Source organism: Flavobacterium petrolei, assembly GCF_003314435.2.
Classification (GTDB): domain Bacteria; phylum Bacteroidota; class Bacteroidia; order Flavobacteriales; family Flavobacteriaceae; genus Flavobacterium; species Flavobacterium petrolei.
Genome location: NZ_QNVY02000004.1, coordinates 223,656 through 243,870 on the forward strand (window position 1 = coordinate 223,656; position 20,215 = coordinate 243,870).

At 34.7% G+C, this 20,215-nt stretch carries 18 protein-coding genes; 2 read left to right on the forward strand and 16 right to left on the reverse strand.

What is annotated here, in order from left to right:
- Positions 1-146 precede the first annotated feature (146 nt).
- The 3 genes from DR871_RS12705 to DR871_RS12715 are packed head-to-tail and all read right to left on the reverse strand — an operon-like array spanning position 147 to position 5,910.
- Complete coding sequence (locus tag DR871_RS12705; protein ID WP_113666553.1) at positions 147-1,238, reverse strand: efflux RND transporter periplasmic adaptor subunit; 1,092 nt, start codon at positions 1,236-1,238, stop codon at positions 147-149.
- Positions 1,228-4,512 (reverse strand): efflux RND transporter permease subunit, encoded by a 3,285-nt coding sequence (locus tag DR871_RS12710; protein WP_113666552.1) that lies wholly within the window; start codon positions 4,510-4,512, stop codon positions 1,228-1,230. The genes DR871_RS12705 and DR871_RS12710 overlap by 11 nt, the downstream gene beginning before the upstream one ends.
- Before the next feature lie 12 nt (positions 4,513-4,524).
- Positions 4,525-5,910, reverse strand: coding sequence for a TolC family protein (locus tag DR871_RS12715; protein ID WP_113666551.1), 1,386 nt, complete (start codon positions 5,908-5,910; stop codon positions 4,525-4,527).
- Positions 5,911-6,073: 163 nt separating this feature from the next.
- Between DR871_RS12715 and DR871_RS12720 the strand changes: the two genes are divergently transcribed.
- Both DR871_RS12720 and DR871_RS12725 read left to right on the forward strand, forming a co-directional pair.
- Complete coding sequence (locus tag DR871_RS12720) at positions 6,074-7,105, forward strand: sensor histidine kinase (protein ID WP_113666550.1); 1,032 nt, start codon at positions 6,074-6,076, stop codon at positions 7,103-7,105.
- Positions 7,102-7,794 (forward strand): LytR/AlgR family response regulator transcription factor, encoded by a 693-nt coding sequence (locus DR871_RS12725; RefSeq protein ID WP_113666549.1) that lies wholly within the window; start codon positions 7,102-7,104, stop codon positions 7,792-7,794. The genes DR871_RS12720 and DR871_RS12725 overlap by 4 nt, the downstream gene beginning before the upstream one ends.
- A gap of 8 nt (positions 7,795-7,802) precedes the next feature.
- Here the strand turns inward: DR871_RS12725 and DR871_RS12730 are convergent, their stop codons facing one another.
- The 13 genes from DR871_RS12730 to DR871_RS12790 form a co-directional block, all read right to left on the reverse strand.
- Positions 7,803-9,233, reverse strand: a complete 1,431-nt coding sequence (locus DR871_RS12730; protein WP_113666548.1) for an OprD family outer membrane porin — start codon at positions 9,231-9,233, stop codon at positions 7,803-7,805.
- Between the two features lie 103 nt (positions 9,234-9,336).
- Positions 9,337-11,037 (reverse strand): bifunctional metallophosphatase/5'-nucleotidase, encoded by a 1,701-nt coding sequence (locus tag DR871_RS12735; RefSeq protein WP_113666547.1) that lies wholly within the window; start codon positions 11,035-11,037, stop codon positions 9,337-9,339.
- Positions 11,038-11,487: 450 nt separating this feature from the next.
- Positions 11,488-11,913, reverse strand: coding sequence for a DsrE family protein (locus DR871_RS12740; RefSeq protein ID WP_113666546.1), 426 nt, complete (start codon positions 11,911-11,913; stop codon positions 11,488-11,490).
- Positions 11,914-11,918: 5 nt separating this feature from the next.
- Entirely contained in the window at positions 11,919-12,950 is a 1,032-nt protein-coding gene (locus tag DR871_RS12745) for a c-type cytochrome (protein WP_113666694.1), read from the reverse strand.
- 73 nt (positions 12,951-13,023) lie between these two features.
- Positions 13,024-13,521, reverse strand: a complete 498-nt coding sequence (locus DR871_RS12750) for a DUF6691 family protein (protein WP_113666545.1) — start codon at positions 13,519-13,521, stop codon at positions 13,024-13,026.
- A 10-nt stretch (positions 13,522-13,531) separates the two neighbouring features.
- A complete protein-coding gene (locus DR871_RS12755) occupies positions 13,532-14,101 on the reverse strand; it encodes a YeeE/YedE family protein (RefSeq protein ID WP_394335942.1) in 570 nt (189 codons plus the stop codon).
- A 238-nt stretch (positions 14,102-14,339) separates the two neighbouring features.
- Positions 14,340-14,555, reverse strand: coding sequence for a hypothetical protein (locus tag DR871_RS12760; protein ID WP_072944172.1), 216 nt, complete (start codon positions 14,553-14,555; stop codon positions 14,340-14,342).
- A gap of 477 nt (positions 14,556-15,032) precedes the next feature.
- Entirely contained in the window at positions 15,033-15,641 is a 609-nt protein-coding gene (locus tag DR871_RS12765) for a DUF2202 domain-containing protein (protein ID WP_113666543.1), read from the reverse strand.
- Positions 15,642-15,893: 252 nt separating this feature from the next.
- Positions 15,894-16,316, reverse strand: a complete 423-nt coding sequence (locus DR871_RS12770) for a c-type cytochrome (protein WP_113666542.1) — start codon at positions 16,314-16,316, stop codon at positions 15,894-15,896.
- 26 nt (positions 16,317-16,342) lie between these two features.
- Complete coding sequence (locus tag DR871_RS12775) at positions 16,343-17,944, reverse strand: hypothetical protein (RefSeq protein ID WP_113666541.1); 1,602 nt, start codon at positions 17,942-17,944, stop codon at positions 16,343-16,345.
- Positions 17,941-18,306: a hypothetical protein gene (locus DR871_RS12780; protein WP_113666540.1), complete on the reverse strand. Its 366-nt coding sequence runs from the start codon at positions 18,304-18,306 to the stop codon at positions 17,941-17,943. Before DR871_RS12780 ends, DR871_RS12775 begins: the two co-directional genes overlap by 4 nt.
- A 463-nt stretch (positions 18,307-18,769) precedes the next feature.
- On the reverse strand, positions 18,770-19,495 hold the full coding sequence (locus DR871_RS12785) for a heavy-metal-associated domain-containing protein (protein ID WP_113666693.1): 726 nt from the start codon (positions 19,493-19,495) through the stop codon (positions 18,770-18,772).
- 99 nt (positions 19,496-19,594) lie between these two features.
- Positions 19,595-20,167, reverse strand: coding sequence for a TlpA family protein disulfide reductase (locus tag DR871_RS12790; protein ID WP_113666539.1), 573 nt, complete (start codon positions 20,165-20,167; stop codon positions 19,595-19,597).
- Between the last annotated feature and the right edge of the window lie 48 nt (positions 20,168-20,215).

Consider the following 20,215-nt stretch of genomic DNA (forward strand, 5'->3'; position numbering starts at 1 on the left):
GTATGAAAGAAACCTAAAGTCTAGAAAAATTTGCAATTAATTTAAACAAAATGAGCTCGATATTGCATCGGGCTCATTTTGTTTAAAATTGGATCCGTTCAAAAATGATGGATACGATTTTTCAATTATTACAAATTTATTTTGGATTACTTCACCGCCATACCATCTTTCATTTCTTCTGAAGCTATTTTTATCAGTATAGAATTCTCAGGAATATCGCCAAAAATTTCAACGCGGTTTTCTAATTCCCTACCTTTTTGAACGGCTGTTCTTTTCATTTTATTATGTTCTACTATAAAAACATAGATGCCATCACTGGAAGTCACCACAGCTGATTTGGGTACTACATAATTATTGTCTTTTGATTTTAAAGGCAAAAGGACTTCGGCAACCATTCCCGGCAACAGTTTTTTAAAGGTATTTATAACATCTAATTCTACACGTTCGGATCGAAGTTTGCTGTCTAAAGCGCCGGACATACGTGCGATTTTAGCATGGAAAGTCTCGTTATTGATTGATTTTACTTTAAAAATCAGTTCATCACCAATAGTCAAATAGCCGGTATAAATTTCAGGTACATAGACCGACAAACGCAATTTACTTTGTTGCTGAAGCGTAAACAAAGGGGATTCCGATCCTTTTCCGGAAGATCCAACAAAGGTGCCCGGATTTACATTTCTAGCCGAGATGACTCCGTCAAAAGGAGCGCGGATTAACAGATAGCTTTTCATAATCGCAATTTCTTTATAAGCCGCTTGTGCTGCCTGATATTGGGCATAATCGGAGTTTTTTCTGGCAGCAGCCTGTTCCAAATCATTTTTGGAAATAGTCCCCTCTATTTTGCTGGTTTCAAAAAGCCTGTCGAAAGTGCTTTTGCTTGCCGTATAAATGGCTTTTTGCGAAAGTTTTCTGGATTGGGCTGCCGCCAATTGCGAACTGATTTCAGGCGCTTCTAAAATTAGTAATAACTGCCCTTTTTTTACCTGCGAACCAATATCAACTTTGAGTTCTTTGACAAAACTGCTCACTTTGGCATAAATATCCACTTGTTGGAAACCGGTCAGTTCTGCCGGAATGCGGAGTTCAGTAGCTAATTTTTCTTTACTGATGGTAAAGGTTTCGATAACCGGAGCAGATTCTATGGATGCAATTTCTTTCTTTTCAGAAGTATTGCAGCCAGTTAAAACAATGGCCAGGACTAAAAACAGGAACGATATTTTAAATAATTTATTTTTCATTTTGAGGGTGTAAAGATGAGATATAATGTTGACTATCCTTGTCTTCCGGATCTAAGGATAAAGAGTGTACCGGAGTTTTACCCATTGCCCAGGCGAAAATGAGCGGTAAAATAAGAAGTACTGTAAAGGTTGAAAATACCAATCCGCCAATTACGGCTCTTCCCAATGGGGAAATCTGATCGCCGCCTTCTCCATGTCCGATGGCCATCGGGAGCATTCCGGCAATCATGGCAATACTGGTCATAATAATGGGACGCAGCCTCAGCGAAGCGGCCTCACGTGCCGATTGTAACGCATTGCCATTGTGTTTTCGCAGCTGTTCTGCATTGGTTATGATCAGAACGGCATTGGCAATAGAAACACCCACCGACATTATAATTCCCATATAGGATTGCAAATTCAAAGTCGAACCCGTGCTCACCAGTAGCAATAGGGAGCCTAAAACAACGGCGGGAACCGTGGTTAAGATGACCAATGAAATTTTGAAAGACTGGAAATTTGCAGCAAGCATCAGGAAAATAACCATTATGGCAATCAATAAACCAGTCTGCAGACTGCTCATAGTTTCCTTTAAAACGGTGCTTAAACCAATTTGCTCTATGAACAATCCTCTGGGAAGTTCCCCAAGTGATTCAATGCTTTGCTGAACAGCTTTGGAAGCGGTTCCCAAATCAACATGATCCATATTTGCGGTCACTGAAATATAAGGCATGGCGCCAATATTGTCGTTTTCCCCATATGTAAAAGAGGGGGTAATCGTGGCTACATCACTTAAAACCGGACGGGATTCATTTTTAAGCAACGGAATTTCTTTCAGATCATTTTCACTTTTCATCTTGTTTAAAGGTACCTGAACCTGAACGTTATAGGAGAACCCAGCTTTTTCATCTACCCAGATATTCTTTTCGGTATATTGGGACGAAGAAGTGGAAGCAATCAGGGAACGCGAAATGTCGTTCATGTCAATTCCTAATTGAGCGGCACGAGTTCTGTCAATAGTAATGTCCAGCGCTGGATATTTTATGGGTTGGGCAATCTGAATATCTCTCAAATAGTCAATTTTATTCAGTTTTGCGATGAGTTTCTTGGCATAGGCTTCATTTCGCTTTTTATTTTTTCCGGCTATCCTGATTTCAATTGGAGTAGGGGAACCCTGGCTCAGCACTTTGTCCGTAAGTTCGATAGGTTCGAAAGAAATTTTGACATCGGGTAATACTTTTTTAATGCGCTGACGGAATTCATCTTTGAAAACATCCATATCCACATGATAGTCTTTCAAACCAATTTGGAAAACCGCCTCGTGAGGTCCGGCAGTAAACAAATAAATGGGTGAAACGGAAAATATGGCGGGATGCTGACCCACATAAACGGAGGATATGGCGACGTGTTCTTTGCCAATCATTTTTTCTAGTTCGTTGAGCACCATTATTGCTTTATCTTCGGTACTTTCCAAACGGGTTCCATCCGGCGCCCGCAGTCTCAATTGGAATTGACTTGAATTGACTTTAGGAAAAACATCCTGCCCGATAGTATTCAACAGTAGTAACACTAAACAGGCCGATAGGAAAAGATATACCAGTGTAACCGGTTTTTTATAGTTAAAAAGCCGATTTATGAATCGCATGTATCGGTTTCTGAATCGTTCAAAAAAGTTGATTTTGCCATCATTGTTAAAATCGGCTCTTTGAACAAGGATTTTTTTCTGGTCAAAAGTGTCTTTTTCGGATTCTATCGTCAGTCCTGACGCATTAAACTCCGCTTCATCATCTGTAATATTCGACGGATGCTCTTTTTTTGGATGCGCTTTCATCAGCCAGTTGGCCATCACCGGAACAAAGGTTTGCGAAAGTAAAAAAGACACAATCATCGAAAATCCAATCGCTAATGCCAATGGCAGAAACAACGCACCGGGAATTCCGGTCATCGTAAATGCAGGTGCAAAGACGGCCAAAATACACAGCAGGATTAACAACTTGGGCAAAGCTATTTCTTTACAGGCATCCCAAATAGCCAAGGCTTTGGGTTTGCCCATATCCAAATGTTGATGGATATTCTCGATGGTTACCGTACTTTCATCGACGAGGATTCCAATCGCAAGAGCCAGGCCGCTTAAGGACATCAGATTGATTGTTTGCCCGAATAGTTTTAAGAATAACACACCCGAAATAATCGCAATGGGAATGGTGAGTATGACAATCAATGCTGCTCTTCGATCTCCAAGGAACAATAAAACCATCAGCCCTGTAAGAACGGCACCGATAATCCCTTCGATAATTAAACTTTTCAAGGAATTAATCACATGAACCGACTGGTCAAATTCATACGATAGTGTGACATCATCAGGTAATGTACTCTGGATTTTTGGGAGTTGTGATTTTAATTTTTGAACAACATCCCAAGTCGATGCATCACCGGCTTTGGCAATACTGATATAAACGGAACGCTTTCCATTGACCAAAGCGTATCCTGCAGTAATATCGGCGCCATCTTTTACCTGAGCCACATCGCCAAGATATAAATTCTGGACACCGCCTTTGAACAACGGTATTTTTTCAAAATCCTTGACTTCTTTAATGGTATTGTTTGTAGGGATAATGTAGTTGATATCTCCAATTCTCAGGTTTCCCGAAGGAGCCGTCTGATTGTTGGTACGTATAGCTTCCACAATTTGGTCTGCTGTTAATTGATGAGAACGAAGCAAATCGGGATCCACATTAATTTCAATAGTTCTCGGGCTTCCGCCAAAAGGTGGTGGTGACAATAATCCCGGAATAGCCGTGAAAGAAGCCCGTACATAAACGTTTGCCAAATCCTGAAGTTCATTATTAGAACGAGTTTTACTGCTCAAAACCAATTGACCGATGGGCAAGGAAGATGCATCAAACCGAATAATAAACGGAGGCTGGGAACCGGGAGGAAATCTGGACTGTATTCTGTTGGACAGCGCACTGATTTCAGAAGCGGCCTGAGCCATATTAGTACCTTCATAATACGTCACTTTCATTAGTGTGAGTCCCTGAATATTTTTGGTCTCGATATCTTTTACACCATTGGCTAAAATCATTACATTGACATAATTTTTGGCAAAATAGGATTCCATCTGATTGGGCGTGTAACCCGCAAAGGAGTGGGCCAAATAGATAACGGGAAGATTCATTTCGGGCAGAATATCCACTTTGATATCACGGACGGCACCAATTCCGAAAAAGAATAATCCGGCAACTAGCACCATTATTGAAATGGGTTTGCGAAGGGCAAAACGTATTAAATTCATTGTTTTAAATAATTAAAATTCATTCATAAATAAGTCAAAATCTCCGGTGGCTGCCGCTTTCATCAAAAGTGATTGCCAGACATTGGTATAAATAATATCACGGTCAGTTTCTGCGCGGTTCAATGTGTATAAAGTCTGTGTAACATCGAGGAGATTGGTCATTCCGTTTTTATACAAAGTAGTTTTCTGTAAATAGGCCTGTTGTGCTGCCTGAACCTGTTTTGGAGCTTCAACATAATTTTCCAAAGCATATTGCATTTTGGCATCAGCCGCATCCGACTGAATTTTTAATTGGTGGTCGATTACTTTGTATTCTTCTTGTAAACCTTCGGAAATCAATTTTTGGGCACTGACTTTTTTGCTCACCCGAGCAATAGTGGTCAGGTTCCAAGTAACACCAACTCCGAACAGATAATTTTGTCTTGAGGGATCAATGCCGTCTATATAATTTTGGGAAAAAGAATTCTGATTTGCGGCATAATCGGAGTTAAAACCGGAAGCCCGGGCCTGATATATCCCAAATAAACTGAAGGTGGGATAGTATTCCTTTTTAAAAAGACGAAGCTGTTGTTCGCTGAAAGCTACCCTGCTTTTATGATATTCCAATATCGGATTCAAACTTTCATTTGTGATTTCCTGTGCTAGTATTACTTTTGGTATTGTTGTGACAAAAGTAGTGTCGAGCACAAAATCCTGAATGGAAACGCCCATCAGTGCGATGAGTTTGTTGTTTTGTTCTTTAACCTGGTCTTTCACCTGATTCAGTGTGATTTTGGATCGGGAAACTTCGGCGGAAGCCAGTGTAGAATCTACGCCGGCCAAGAGTCCGTTTTTTACTCTGACTGCTGCAATATTCTGAAAGACCAGGGCGCGTTCCAGATTTTTTCTTTGGGAAATCAACAATCGCTGACTCGCCAATAAGTTGAGGTAAGCGGCGGCAATTTTAATTTTATGCTGGAATTTTTCCTGATCAAGATCTGTTTGAAAACGATGGGATTCCGCTTTGGACAGATTGATTTTTTCTTGCATTCTTCCAAAAGTGAAAAAATCCCAATTGACATTGACCAGATACAAGGCACCAAACGCTGCATTCCAATTTTGCTTTTGCAACGGAAGTCCCGAGGAAGCCACTCCGAGTCCGCCAAAACCATAAAGTGGTCCGTTTTGTCCGTTAACGGTTCCGTAATCCTGCTGTCCCGAGAGCGTAACATTGGGCAGATAGTCTCTGCGAACCTGTTTAATAGTTTCTTTGGAAGCATCGGCATAATTGCTTTTTGCTTTTATTGTTCCGAAATTGGAAATTCCGGTTTCCAAAGCTTCCTTTAGCGGAAGCGTCTGAGAAAAACCCTGAGAAAAGAAAATCAGAAATAGAAAAAGGGTTAGTTTTTTTGTTTTCATTATTAAATTAGGAATAAATTTGAATTGCAAAACTAGCCGGAGTACTTCTTTTTGTGCGGTTATAAATGACGAACACTTTTTATAAATGACGAATTGAATTGGTCACTCAATCGGTGCCTATTCAAATTATATGTCGTTCCTTTGATACTTTAATTAAAGAGTAATGAAATGGAGATTTAAACCGATTTTAGAAAATAAATGGGAACAGGAAACAGCTATTTTAGTTTTTTCTTTTATCCTTTTTACACTCAACGACTGGGTTTTTATACAAAGTTGGAAAGGTTTTAGTAACGGTTTACTTTATTTTTTCGTGCTGTATTTCCACGCTCAGCTCAATCGTGTTTTTCTGCTTCCTGTTTTATTAAAAAAACACCAACCGGTTTTATATATAATTCTTACCGTTGGGTTAATAGCATTATTTACGGTCTTTTTATATCAAGTTTCAACCGATTTTATTTACAAAAATTGCTTTTTATACAAATCATCCCATCAAAAAACGTATCAGTTTCAGTTTGCCACCTTGTCTGGAACGCTGGTTTGTATTTTGGGAACCATGCAGATTTTAGAACATTATAGAGCACAAAAAAAGGAAGCTAACAAAGTATTGTTGTCCAATCAGGTGCAGCTTAATGCACTGAAGAACCAGTTTAATCCCCATTTTTTGTTCAATACGATGAATACACTTTACGGAATTAGCCTTCGATATCCGGAACGCACTTCGGAAATGATTATGGAAGTTTCGCAACTAATGCGGTATCAGGTGGAGCAGGGTAACAAAGAATTCGTTACATTAGAAAATGAAATTGCCTTTATTTCCAGTTACATACAATTGGAAAAAGAAAGAGTAGGTTACCGCTGCCGTATTGATTTTGATTACGAATGCGATCAGGAAGGACGGTATGAAATTGCACCGATGGTACTAATAACTTTTATTGAAAATGCTTTTAAGCATGGGACCGCTACCATCGAAAAGTGTTTTGTAAACATTGCTGTAAAGGTGATCAAAGGGAAATTGTACATGAAGGTATCTAATTCAGTTCCTCAGCATAAAAAAGAAGTGGTTTCTACCAAAATTGGTCTGAAAAATACGAGAGAAAGATTGGAAATTGTATATCCGAAAAAACACCAACTTGAAATTACTCATAACGACCAAGAGTATAACGTTAATTTAGTAATTGAACTCCGCCAAACATGACCGTAAGAAAATGTATTATTGTTGATGATGAACCTGCTGCGCATTATGTGTTGGTGAACTATATCAGCCAAAACCCGCAGTTGGAGCTGGTACAGCAGTGTTACAATAGTATTGAAGCTTTAAATTATCTTCGGTCGAATCCAGTTAATCTGATGTTTTTGGATATTGATATGCCTGAGATTAGCGGACTGGAACTTTTACGAACCTTGACAGATCCACCCAAAACAATTTTGACCACAGCATATTCAGAATTTGCATTGGAAAGTTATGAATTCGGTGTTTTTGATTATCTATTGAAGCCCATTTATTTTCCGCGTTTTTTGATATCTATGGAGCGCTTCTTTTCCGCTTATGCTGATGAAAAGGCCGAAATAATAAATCCGATTATTGCAGTAAAAATTGATGGATTTATGCTCGATTTGAATGTAAATGACATTCTTTTTGCCCAAAGCTGCGGTAATTATGTCAAAATTTTTACGTTAAAAAAAGTTTATCTTGCTTCGATGACGACAAATGAACTGGAAAATAGTCTTTCTCCGGAACTTTTCATGCGAGTTCATAAATCCTATATTGTAGCCATTGCAAAAATTAAGGATTGGGAGCGGAATATGGTCATCATCAATAACGAGAAAATCCCGGTGGGCATTACTTATAGAAGGGCATTGACGGAGCGATTAAATCTAAAATAGTCTACAGACTAGAAATTGAAATTGAGTATGAAATTGATATTACTCATATTTGTTTTATTGAAAATATAATTTTTATTCCCGTAAGTTTCTCCCACATTGAACTTGTGTACATACAATAATTGCGCATCAAACCCTTTTAGAATTCCTTGAAATTGGTAACGAACATCAGCATTAGTCTGCACATAAGAAGGTAATCCGTATTTATTCATTGCTACGTTTTTTACATCCGGTAAATCAAAATAACCTACCGCCAGATGAGATTTGAAAGTCTTTTTAGGATTCGTGTATTGTATTTTAGTCATTACCGCTTGTACATCTCCAAAACCTTCATTTCGTTCTCTGGCCATGAAAGTATAAAACGGGTCTCGTCCCCATTCTCGCGGCATTAAATACCTTCCTTTAGCCGTTATTCGGTTGTAATTTAAAGTAATTTCTATTTTTTTATTTTGCCAGCCTAATCTTCCTCCAAAAGTTTGAGAATTGCCATTTTTTTCAAAATAGGTTTTGCTTGGATCCTCATTACCACCAGAATTCAAAGCGTTTTGGTATATCGTCTGAAAACCTAAAAGTAATTTTGAGTTTGGATTTAAATCGTATTTATAATCCATTTGGAACAATGCCGAATTGAATATATTTTCTGCGTACTGATTCCATAAAAGTGTTTTTAAATTTTTTATCGATTCATTTTGTATCCCAACAATGTAAATTCCATCACTGTCTAAATTTCCTGCATAACCGGATTTTGTTCCATCAGGATTCACACCAGTTGGATAAATCCCTATGGATTCACCAACTCTAAAATATTTCATGGTGCTTCGGGGTGAAATTCCGTATAGGTAACCCACATTAATTTTAGTTTTTTTTATTTCATTATAATCGATCCAAATTCCATCCACTTCTGTAGGCCGCATTCTGCCATCCTGTAGGTTTATGAAAGAAGTGTTCAATAACTGTTTTCCTAGGGTTCCATTAGAATTTTTGTAGTTGTATTTTAAATATAATTCTTCTAACCGGCTTAAATTACCTTTACTGGATGCATTTTGAAAATCAAACAGCGCTACTTCGTATCTGTTGGATAAATTGGTTACGGGGTCCTTTTTAGAAAAATCAGAGGAACCGATATCATAAATGTAATAACCGCTGACACCAAATTGAAAATTATGAAATTTAGCCGTTTCAAACTTCACACCGCCACCAAGGGCATTGGCATAATAATCAGATAAGCCACTTTCATTGTTAGTCGCCATGAAAAAATAGCGAAAATGACCACTGAAGTTTCCGTTTTTGAAAGCATTTAGAATCGATGTGGAATCAATTTTTTCATCACTTTTTTCTTTCCAAACAGTTGGTTTGTCGGAAATTTCTTGATGTTGTGCCGAGGATTGGATGCTTACTAAAAGTAAAAAAGATGAAATTAATATAGAGAAAAAAGATTTCATTTGTAAGTTTTTAATTTTTGACAAAAATAAACCCAACTGTGATAAATAAATGTAACATTTATCACAGTTGGGCAAATTATATAAAAACTAAATGGTCAGAATACTATCTGAAGGTATAATCAACACCAGTAACCTGAGTTAATAGGGTTTCTGGAGCATCAAGAATTATCGCATTTTTTTGCGGTGTAGGCGTAACGGGAGAGTTTTGTTTTAAATATTCTTTCATTACCGAATGCAAGGTTGCATTTGTGTTTTTGGCATCCATAACACCTTTCATTCTGCAGAGCATGTCCACAGGGTCTCCGTCACGTTCACAGGCCATTATTGAATACATTTTTTCAGGATCTATTGGCGTGTTTTTTACAGTAATACTTTGCACTCTTTTCCCCATTTCGGCAAAAGCATTAAATTGCACTTCCATTCCCTTGAACTTCACTACCCAACCACCAAAACGTTTAGATGCGTCTTCGGCAAAAACATTGTTTAATTCTTTTTCTAACCAGTTTTTCAATTGTTTTCCGGTTACTTTTGCTGTTCTTACCGTGCTGTCCACGGGCAACATATCAAAAATAAATCCGTTTGTGATGGGGATATTTCCGGTTCGATCCGGAGTTGTTTTGGGCGGACAAAAACGAAATCCATTAGAAAGATTAATATCAATTTCCGGAAATTTCCAGTTCAAGGCATTGAGAATCATTGTGTCAATAGGATTTTCCACCACAAAATAGCGGTACAAAGGAATTGTGCTGTATCCAATAACCTGATTGATTTGTTCTTGATAAACAGACTCTTTTTCTATTAATAATTTTTCAATTGCAGCATCTGGTTTTATTTTTGGTGAATCAACTTCGAGTAGTTCATAGCTATCATCAATTACTTTTCCGTTTACAACGGTCAAATCTAATTTTCCAATAAATGAACCAAATGCTCCTGGTTCTACTACTTTTGAATATTTACAAATTATAGGTTTGCGGACTCTTTCGTGTGTATCACCTCCTAAAATATAATTGACACCCTCACATTCAGGGTGGTTTGCTAATGCTATTTGTTGCGATAAACCAAGGTGTGCAATCATAATTACATAGCTGCATTGTTCCTGATTTTTAAGGACATCCACGTAATGAGCCAGATTTTCTTCGGGATTGGTATAGATGATTCCTTTGCTGTAATTTGGGCTCTGTCTCAAGGGTACCAAAGGATCTGTGTAGCCTAAAAAACCAATTTTTGCTCCAGCTATATTCCAAATAGTATAGGGTTGAAAAATAAGTTCGCCTCGTTTTCCGTCGCCTAAATCATGGTACATATTGGTACAAATTTTTGGTGCATCCAGAGAACCCAAAAGGGTTTGCATTCTTTTTTTGCCGTAAATTACTTCCCAGTTTCCGGGTAAGTACAAATCGTAATCTAACGCATTTAAAATAGGTACAAAAGCTTCACCTGTTGTTTCTACACTTAATTCGCTGCCCTGAAACATATCACCAGTATCGATGATGTAGGTATTTGGGTTATTCTTTTTTAATTTTTTTAGCATCGTTGCCATATAAGCATAACCCCCCGTTTTTCTAAAAATAGCTTTTCCATTTTCCCAAAACAATTCGTCGTGCGGATGAATTTGGCAATGGACATCGGTAGTTTGAAGAATGGAAATTGTTTGAGGTTTGCTTTGGTCGATTGCTGCATCCAGTTTTATTCCCTCGGTTTCATTTGCATTTGCAATAGCAGAAAGGGGCGAAATAATCGCCGCTCCCAGACTTAGTGTTCCTACTGATTTTAGAAAATTTCTTCGATTGTTATTTGATTCCATTTTATTTATTTAAAATGATTATTATTTAAAACTATATTTTACACGAAATTTCCAGCATTAGTATACTTGTATTAAATTAAGACTTGTTATTATATTTTTCGGTTTAAAAGAACCAGACACTTAAAATTCAAATTAACAACATCTTATGCTAATTAGTACTGATTTAATGACCAATTGAATTCATCCTTATGTGGAAGATGGTTTTCATTTTAATATTTAAGAAATCGATTTCGTGTTTTTGCCACGAATACTCTATATATTTTCAAAACGATATTGTAAATTAAAAATATATCGAACGATTTATAATTGATTGGAAATGAAAAAATGTCGCGTAGCAGTTGTCATGTAAATTAGTATAACGATTTAAAACAAAACATAAACTTTAAATACGCTGATATCCCTGACAACTGCTAAGCGACATTGAATTTGCAGATATCTAATGGGAATTAATTAAAATCCTCCTATGATATAACTCCAACCTTGTTCTTGTTTTTCAACAATTTCGGCAATTCCGGCGGGCACATATTCTACTTCTGGAATCAATTGCTCTTTGGTTATCTTTCGGTTTTTCATGGTGTTTTCGCAAACTACAAAACGGACTCCTTTAGCATAAAGTGCTTTAATTGCTGCTATATGCTTTGATTTTGTAGCCATAACAAATTCTAATCCCATGTTGTAAACCACTACTTCATATTTTGCTTTAGGCCAATGGTCCGTTAAATTTTTCAGTTGGTTAGCAAATGCTTTTTGTTGTAAAGTATCGATAGCATTTGTAAACTGAAAAACTATTTTATGATTTTTCGGCCTTTTTTGGGCAAAGGTACTAACTGTAAATAATCCAAGAAGAATGAGTGTTGTTAGTTTTAAATTTTTCATTTGTTTTATGTCTTAGATTTCAATTTTCCCTCAGCTTCTTCCATTTTCTTTTTTTCCATTTTTATGGGTTTAAATGGCCCATATTTATGTTGTGTTTCGGTGTATTTATCGGAATAAGGTCCAAATGGATGATCTACTGGTTTTTTGGAAATATTGGGCCAATCCTGACTTAAATCTTTCGATGGTCTGTCCAGACTTTCCACATATGCCGCAATATCCCAGGATTCTTCATCTGATAATTGAGGGTTTTCGTACGTTGCACCCAGCGGCATATTGTATTTTATGTACCCTGCGAACCGACTAATTCTAAACAATCCCGCACCGCTATTATAGGAGTTTTTGCCCCAAAGTGGCGGGTAGGTGTATTCTTTTTTATCCGCTGCCAGAATCCCTTCACCATTTATTTGATGGCAACTGGCACATTTGGCATTATATAATGCTTTGCCTTTAAGAGGATCAGCAGCGCGATCTAAATATTCCAAATCATAGATTCCAGCCGCATTTGCTTCTTTGCCTTTTGGAACATTGCTGCCAATGTATTCAATATATGCAATCATGGCTTTCATTTCCCTTTCATCTTCTTTGAGAGGCTGACCGTTTAAGCTTCTTTCCATACAATCGTTGACTCTTTTGTATAGATTTTCTACTTGGCCACTACGCGCTCTCATTTTTGGATACATCGAATAAACGGAACCATAATTGTTTCCCCAAGGTTTTGTGCCGGCATCCAGATGGCAATTGTTGCAATTCATCCCGTTGGTGATTTGTTTCACACTGCCATTTGGACCCAAATATTTTGCCGTATGCGCAATTAAATCTTTGCCATATTCTACTTCTTGTTTTAAAGTGGCATCTGTAATCAAATTGAGATCAGCTGGCTTCCAGAATTTTGCCGTTTCATTTTGCACCATCACTTTTTTCTTAGCATCGATATAAAGAGAATCGAGGTTTGAATCACTATTTTGAAACCAAGAAGTGATGGATGAATTGAAAAACACTAGCAAGAACAACCCCATGACTAAGAAAATAATAGTCATAAAGAGATAAATCAGTCTTTTTACAAGCGATTTAAATTGTACGATATTTTGTTTTTCTGGAATCATAAATGTATTAATGAGGCAGTTTATCTCTAAAATAGCCATAAACCCAAGTTCCTACTATTGCAAAAAATAGGGTTACAATCATCACGGTTGCACCCGTTCCAATTTGTGCAAACAACGGTCCAGGACAAGCTCCGGTTACTGCCCAGCCCAATCCAAAGATGAGTCCACCATAAATCTGACCTTTGTTAAAGGTTTTGTCGTGGAACTCAATTTTTTCTCCATAAATGGTTTTAATATTGAATTTTTTTATCAGGAAAACGGAAATTATTCCCACCACAACGGCGCTTCCAATTACTCCGTACATGTGGAAAGATTGGAAACGAAACATCTCCTGAATGCGATACCAACTGATAATTTCTGCTTTGATGAAAACAATACCGAATAAAACACCAATGACTAAGTATTTTAAATTGTGGTACCATTTGTGTTCCAATTGACTCTCGTTGATACAAACCGTATCTAAGGAACGCGTTTCGAAATCTGTATTTTGATCTTTAATGTTCATAATTCGTAATTTAAAGTGAAAGAATAAATGGTAAAATAATGTTTGCCATAATCAATCCACCTATGAAGAAGCAACATGTTGCAATCAGTGACGGCAATTGTAAATTAGACAAACCGGAAATCGCATGACCACTAGTACAACCTCCCGCATAACGAGATCCAAAACCAATGAAAAAGCCACCAACGACCATCATAAAAAATCCTTTGAGTGTAAACAAACTTTCCCAAGAGAATAATTGTTCTGGCAACATTCCATAAATTTCAGTTATGCCGTAGCCTGCCAATTCAGTTTGTAGATTTCCATCAATGATAATCGGATTAGGATTTGACAAAAAGCTATACGCAATTACACCACCCAATAAAATACCGAAAACGAAAAACATATTCCAGATTTCTTTTTTCCAATCGTATTTAAAAAACTTAATGTTTGCCGGTAAGCACATGGCGCAAGTATGACGCAATGATGCACTAATACCAAATGCTTTGTTTCCAATGATTAACAAAGCCGGAACTGTGAGTCCAACTAATGGGCCTGCAATGTACCAAGGCCAAGGTTCTCTGATTAATTCTAAAATTTCCATATGTTTTTTTTATTCTTGTAAAATTCACTTTTAAAAAAGATAATTTGTGTAACTTATGTCACACAAGAAAAAAAAAATTGTAAAAAATGACATATATAAGAGAAATTATCCTATTTCATTTTTACTTAAATAGTTATTAATCTTGATGTATTAATATAAATAAGTGTTTTATTGAAATGGTGTTAAATAAAAAAGTGCTTGATTTCTCAAACACTTTTTAACAAATTAAAACTAGAATTTATGATTTTTTTTCGGCTTTTTTAGATGAACAACATCCATCTTTTTTACCTTTACCTTGCTCTTTTGTATCACTACCACAAGACTTTTTTTCTTCAGTAGAACATGATTTTTCTGTTCTTACTTTTTTCTTTTGTTTAGGTTCTTGCTCTTGAGCATTTATATTCATTGTAAATAATACTGTTGCTATTACTAATGATGAAACTATTTTTTTCATTTTATTATGTTTTATTTATTGAATTTGTAAAATTTTATTTTTTCTAAGTAAGAGTTAATCTCCGGAGGCTGCCAAATAGTATTAATGTAATTTGAAATTAGTTCTTTTTCGAAAAATAATTTTTGTTCACTTACAACCTCAAAATTATAGTTTTTTTTAAATATAAATTCTATTTGATTGATTATGAATTGCCCTATGTTAAAATTTAAAATACATCTCTCTTTTTGACAGCCATATGGCATACTGTTATTTTCAGCATTATTCTTTTGACAAGCCGACTCAGATTTTAGAGCATAATGCATTTTCACAAGTCTAACAGTTGGCAACACTGTCAGCATTATGATATAAAAGCACAATGTAGTTATCAAAAATTTCATCGTTATAAAAAGTTATAAAATATTTTTTTGTACTATTTTTTGAAATGATTTAAAATTTATATCGTCTTGTCTTCGGGTTTAAGCAGCTTTTCTATTCTGATTAATTATTTCCGCAGCCACCACTTGGAGTATTTATGATACTATTATATTCTTCTAAAGAAATAAATTGTGGTTCATAGCTTACCTCATTATTGCTCAGTTCAGTTGTAAAAGAACGAATGTGATTTTTTGAGCCACAGGTTAGATTATTATATACAGTTAATAAATCTGATTTTGAAGTATTTATTATAAAGTCATCAATATCATTTATATCTAAATCTTCAATAGTTGCACCAACTTTTAATGCTTCAATCAATGAAATATTAGATTGTGAAATTAAATTATTATACAACACTTGCAAATCCTGATTTACAAAAATGCCCATTTGAACAGAGGAAGGATCTGGAATTCCATATTTATTTAATAATGATAAAACACTATTCATGTGTGTTTGTTCACTTTGAGAAATGCTATTAAAAATAGCCAATTTGTATTTATTGTAGGAATAAATATAAACATCACGAGCTAGTTTTTCTTCCTCTCTTAAAAATTTAAGATCGTTTATTTCATTTTGTGTCAATGTAACTTCAGTATCGGTGTTAACATTGTCATTCGTACAGTTGCTAAACAGTAATACTGTTATAAAAGCAACAAATATTTTCATTTTCATAATTATATTTTTTGAATTAATATGAAGTAAATTTATTAAAAGAACTCTTTTTTAAATGTAACAATAGTCACTTAAAGAATTTAAAAAAGAGTCTTAAGTAAATATTAATTTTAATCACTTTTGATTAGCAGGAAACCTATTGTAAAATAATTAGGAGAGGAAGAGAACTTTCTTTCCCTTTTTTGCATTTAAAAGGATTAACTGTGCCATGATTAGATGGAAAAATAATATTTAAAGATGCTTGATAGTTTTTTATAAAGTCTTAAGAAAATTGATTAAGTCGATTTTATCTGTTTCTTTCATTACATACACCACGCCAGTATTTGCATGAGTATCATCGCTCTTGGTTTCGCTATCAATAAAGCGTTTAATCAAATCATCATTATAAACGGGAGTATAAATGGAAGTGTTTGTCAAGTCATAGTAGGTAATTGAGCCTGTTTGTTTGTCTCCGCCACCTCTAAATTTACCTTTACCGTTATCTCCATGACAATTTGCACATCCATGTACTTTTTTTATTTCAGATTGCGAAATATCTTGTAAAACAGTACCATGAATATTTATTCCTGTTCTAAAAATTGTTTCTCCATTAGTAGCGTACGTTTCATTATCATTTGAACAAGAGGTAAAACCTATAAGTGTAAATAATGCTATTATATATTTGAAATTTTTCATTTTTGTGTTTCTATATTAAAGAGGAATTAATTTACTAGTACTTTTTGTGAAACATAAAATTTGTGATCGAAAATAAATGTAAGTAGTACCATTTGCGTATTTGCATTTTCTAAACTAAAGTTCATGGTATTATTCCCAATTTTTACTCCTTCAATTTCACCGTCATCCAATATTTTTCCGTCTAGCGATGAAATGAAATAATCTAAAGTTGCTAGGTAAGGTAGATTAAATTGAATTTTAACGATTTTATTAGCGGTAGGATTTGGTGAAACAGTAAAAGTAAAGGGGTTTTTTCCATCAATTGTTACCACGCTCAAGTTCGTATTCTTAATTAGCTTAACTTCATAAATAGTGGGGTCAGCAGAAGTAACAGTAGTTACATTATCCGTAAAAGCGCTAATGGTCGGACTTTGAATTCCCCCATAGATATGACCAATTATAAATTCATCATCCGATATTTCACTCAACTTAATTACCTCATTTTCATAATGTGGCAGATTGGTGTTTGGAATAAATTCTGCGCCTGCACCTTTAAGATTAGGCATTTCTATCGGTAGATTGTGTTCTGTTAAAGTACCATCTGCAAGTCGGGTAACTCTACTGATTGTTTTTACAAATGGGACATTATTATCTTGGATTAAAGTTGTTCCATTATAATAATATTGGCTAATTCCTCCAAAAAAAACAGTATGCATTTGGTTTTCTGTTTGGTCGTATAAACCTACTTTTCCGGAGTGATAGTTGCTTAAATATTGGTTAAATTGTGTTTGTGGAAAATAGCCGCTGCTTTTAATGTCTACAGGATAGAGAAAAGGTAAATCAGCATTGATTTGAAAAACTCCTGAAGAAATTGTGTAGCCTTCTTCTCCGTTTGGAAAGACTTGAGGAACTAAGTTATAATCTCTTCGATGCAAGTTAACAGCATCAGTAACCGTTGAATAATTATCATAACTTAATTGTATTCCAGAATTGTCAATGGTAAATTTTTGAATTTGACTTAAATAGGATTGTACAAAAGAACCTCCATTATTTGGGTTATATCTACCTGTAAAAACCTGTCCACCTACTAAATAAAAATCAGTGCCGATTTTACCTAATTGTCCACCAGTATTCTGAAAAATAGGATCAGAAATTTGTTTAAAATAGGGTGTAATTGGAGTTCCTGCAATTACTGCTGTAATTAGGTTAGGAACATCGACTGAAGTTAGTTTGTCAAATGTAATATGATCATTTGCAGTTGCTGAAAAAGCATAACCACCAATAATATACAATGTATTTCTATCTTGGTGAAAATTCATATTGGTAGACTGTAATTGTTCTGCAATTCCAGCTGTTAGTGAATTTAAAGAAGCTGACCACAATTGTTTTGTATTTACATCAATCACATAAATATCGGTATTGTTTTGTGTTTGAGGAAATGCATTGAAAGGTTGTCTGGCATGAATGCCATCTTTTCTTCCTCCAATTACAAGCCATTTACCATTATGTTGTGCAAAAACATAAGAATGTAATCCAGGTAGATTAGCTATAGCAATGGGGGTAAGTTGCACATCAAAAGAAAACGAATTTTGTGCTACTGTTGCTTTGAAGGAAAGCAGCAGTATGATTATAAAAATGTATTTTTTCATTTTAATTGCGTTTTTAAATTATCCGTATTTTGAACATCGTTCAAATTAGTTTTTTCGATGTTGACTTGTTTGGTTTGAGTTTGAGTTTTTGAAACCTGAATTGATTTTTTATTAAAATTTTCAGAATAATCTTGTACACTAATTCTGGTACTATCTTGAACAATCGGATTCTCGTTTTGACAATCGTGACACTTTGCGCAACTCACCATTGCTTGTGAAAAATAGGATTTGTGCTTTTTTAAATCAAAATTTTTTTTTGTATTTTTTATGATACTCTTATAATTTTGACTGTTGTCTATAAGTTGAAAGCTTGAAAAAGCAAATAATGCTATCATGCTTGTAATTATTATTTTAGTTTTCATTTAGGTATATATTATAGTATTACCTCATAACTAGCAAACTGTTATGGGCTTTGTTCTTTCTTATTTAGAGGGGTATTAAACTAAAGAAATAATCTTTGGCGGTTGCCAAATGGAGTTGAAATATTGGGAGATAAAAATCTTTTCGTAATTGGATTTTTCTTTTTTTATCGTTTCAAATAAAGGTGTAACTGAAATAAATGGTATGAATTGCTCCTTAATGCATTGTGTAGGACTAAAGTTTAAATTCATTATAAAATTTCCCTTTTCACAACTTGATTGGGAATTATCAACTGTATTAGTTGTAGAACATGCGGATTGATTTCTTTCAATAAATTGCATCTTTAATACTCTAACAGATGGGAGTGCAGTTAGAGTAGTTAAATAAAAACATAATATATACGCAAAAAATTTCATGGTATAAATTTATTGTTCTAAACAATTAAATCAATTTTTTTATAAAAAATCAACTAAAAATCATAAAGAGTGCCATTAAAATCATAACTAGATCTTCAATAATAGTTACGGTACTCATAGGCAAATTAAATACGGAACCCAAACAAGCACATTTTATTTTTCGCTTATTTAGATTACTTTCTATAACACCTATTATGCTAATAGTCAATACAATTAAAGTAATGGTATTGATTAATTTTGGGTTGTAGTTGATGAGATAGGCGAGTCCTAAACCCAATTCAATAAATGGGTAAATAAATCCATAAGCAGGAATTTTCTTAGCCAAAATATCATACATAGCATAACTACTGGCAAAACCTTTTAAGTTTAATAATTTGAAAAATGAAAAAACAATAAAAAAACCAGCCATAAAACTATTCATAAATGACATCCATTTTATAGTTTCATTTTGATATGAAGTGATAAGTGAAATTCCAGTGATAAATGCTACAATGAGCAGTAATGGAAAATAAGTAGCTAACCAAGATTTTTTAATTTCAGAGTTTTCAATTAGTGGAACTATAGTTTCTTTCTTTAAAATTGTAAATTTTGGTTTTTGAGCTAAGGCTCTTACTAATTCATCCAATTTTATTTCATTATTGGCGTGTATCGTTGCTGTTTCAGTTTCTAAAATTACAATTGCTTGTGAAACCCCTTCCACTTTGGAAAGTATTTCCTCGACAGTAGTTCTGCAGCCATTGCAAGTCATTCCATTTATAGTAAATTCTGTAGTCATTCTTGTTTTATAATTCATTCAATTCCTCCGAAAAGTTAATTTACATTGAAATTCAATCATTCTGTTTTATTAGATTAATGTTTTTTTACTTGTTAATTTTTAATTTTTTTTCAGCAAACTATCTAATTTTTTTCTAAACGAATCACTATTCCAATCAGCAGCACCAATTTTTGCTAAAACTAAATTGTTTTGTTTATCAATAAGATAAGTAGCGGGTATCGTTGACGAGTCCATTTCTGAAGGAGGGTCTGATAAAGATTGATATACCGGAAGGTCTAAACTTTCTTTGATTAAAAAAGTATTTGCTTTTTCGAAGGAATCAGTCGTGACGAATAAAAAAACAATTTTATCTTGGTAGTCGGCATATAACTTCTGCATGCTTGGCATTTCGGCAATACATGGAGGACACCAAGTGGCCCAGAAATTAATGAATACTATTTTTCCTTTATATGCTTCTAATGACACAATCTTTCCAGTGGCGTCTTTTAATTTCCATTGGTAAGTGGAAAGCATTTTCTGATCACTTATAGCAATAGTTTTAGGTGAAAAGGCAATTAATCTATTCAGTTGTACTTTTACAAAAGTACCCAACGGACTGAACAGCAGCAGTGCAATCAATACTATAAAAACAATATTTTGAATAGTAGATTTTTTTGATTTTTTTGGTTCCATTTTTTAATTATTTTTATCTAGAAAGAGATTGTTTTCTATTCAATTTTA

Bases quoted from the DNA above. Each gene is read 5' to 3' on its own strand.
- DR871_RS12705 (WP_113666553.1), bottom strand. From the start codon at position 1,238: ATGAAAAATAAATTATTTAAAATATCGTTCCTGTTTTTAGTCCTGGCC.
- DR871_RS12710 (WP_113666552.1), bottom strand. From the start codon at position 4,512: ATGAATTTAATACGTTTTGCCCTTCGCAAACCCATTTCAATAATGGTG.
- DR871_RS12715 (WP_113666551.1), bottom strand. From the start codon at position 5,910: ATGAAAACAAAAAAACTAACCCTTTTTCTATTTCTGATTTTCTTTTCT.
- DR871_RS12720 (WP_113666550.1), top strand. From the start codon at position 6,074: ATGAAATGGAGATTTAAACCGATTTTAGAAAATAAATGGGAACAGGAA.
- DR871_RS12725 (WP_113666549.1), top strand. From the start codon at position 7,102: ATGACCGTAAGAAAATGTATTATTGTTGATGATGAACCTGCTGCGCAT.
- DR871_RS12730 (WP_113666548.1), bottom strand. From the start codon at position 9,233: ATGAAATCTTTTTTCTCTATATTAATTTCATCTTTTTTACTTTTAGTA.
- DR871_RS12735 (WP_113666547.1), bottom strand. From the start codon at position 11,037: ATGGAATCAAATAACAATCGAAGAAATTTTCTAAAATCAGTAGGAACA.
- DR871_RS12740 (WP_113666546.1), bottom strand. From the start codon at position 11,913: ATGAAAAATTTAAAACTAACAACACTCATTCTTCTTGGATTATTTACA.
- DR871_RS12745 (WP_113666694.1), bottom strand. From the start codon at position 12,950: ATGACTATTATTTTCTTAGTCATGGGGTTGTTCTTGCTAGTGTTTTTC.
- DR871_RS12750 (WP_113666545.1), bottom strand. From the start codon at position 13,521: ATGAACATTAAAGATCAAAATACAGATTTCGAAACGCGTTCCTTAGAT.
- DR871_RS12755 (WP_394335942.1), bottom strand. From the start codon at position 14,101: ATGGAAATTTTAGAATTAATCAGAGAACCTTGGCCTTGGTACATTGCA.
- DR871_RS12760 (WP_072944172.1), bottom strand. From the start codon at position 14,555: ATGAAAAAAATAGTTTCATCATTAGTAATAGCAACAGTATTATTTACA.
- DR871_RS12765 (WP_113666543.1), bottom strand. From the start codon at position 15,641: ATGAAAATGAAAATATTTGTTGCTTTTATAACAGTATTACTGTTTAGC.
- DR871_RS12770 (WP_113666542.1), bottom strand. From the start codon at position 16,316: ATGAAAAATTTCAAATATATAATAGCATTATTTACACTTATAGGTTTT.
- DR871_RS12775 (WP_113666541.1), bottom strand. From the start codon at position 17,944: ATGAAAAAATACATTTTTATAATCATACTGCTGCTTTCCTTCAAAGCA.
- DR871_RS12780 (WP_113666540.1), bottom strand. From the start codon at position 18,306: ATGAAAACTAAAATAATAATTACAAGCATGATAGCATTATTTGCTTTT.
- DR871_RS12785 (WP_113666693.1), bottom strand. From the start codon at position 19,495: ATGACTACAGAATTTACTATAAATGGAATGACTTGCAATGGCTGCAGA.
- DR871_RS12790 (WP_113666539.1), bottom strand. From the start codon at position 20,167: ATGGAACCAAAAAAATCAAAAAAATCTACTATTCAAAATATTGTTTTT.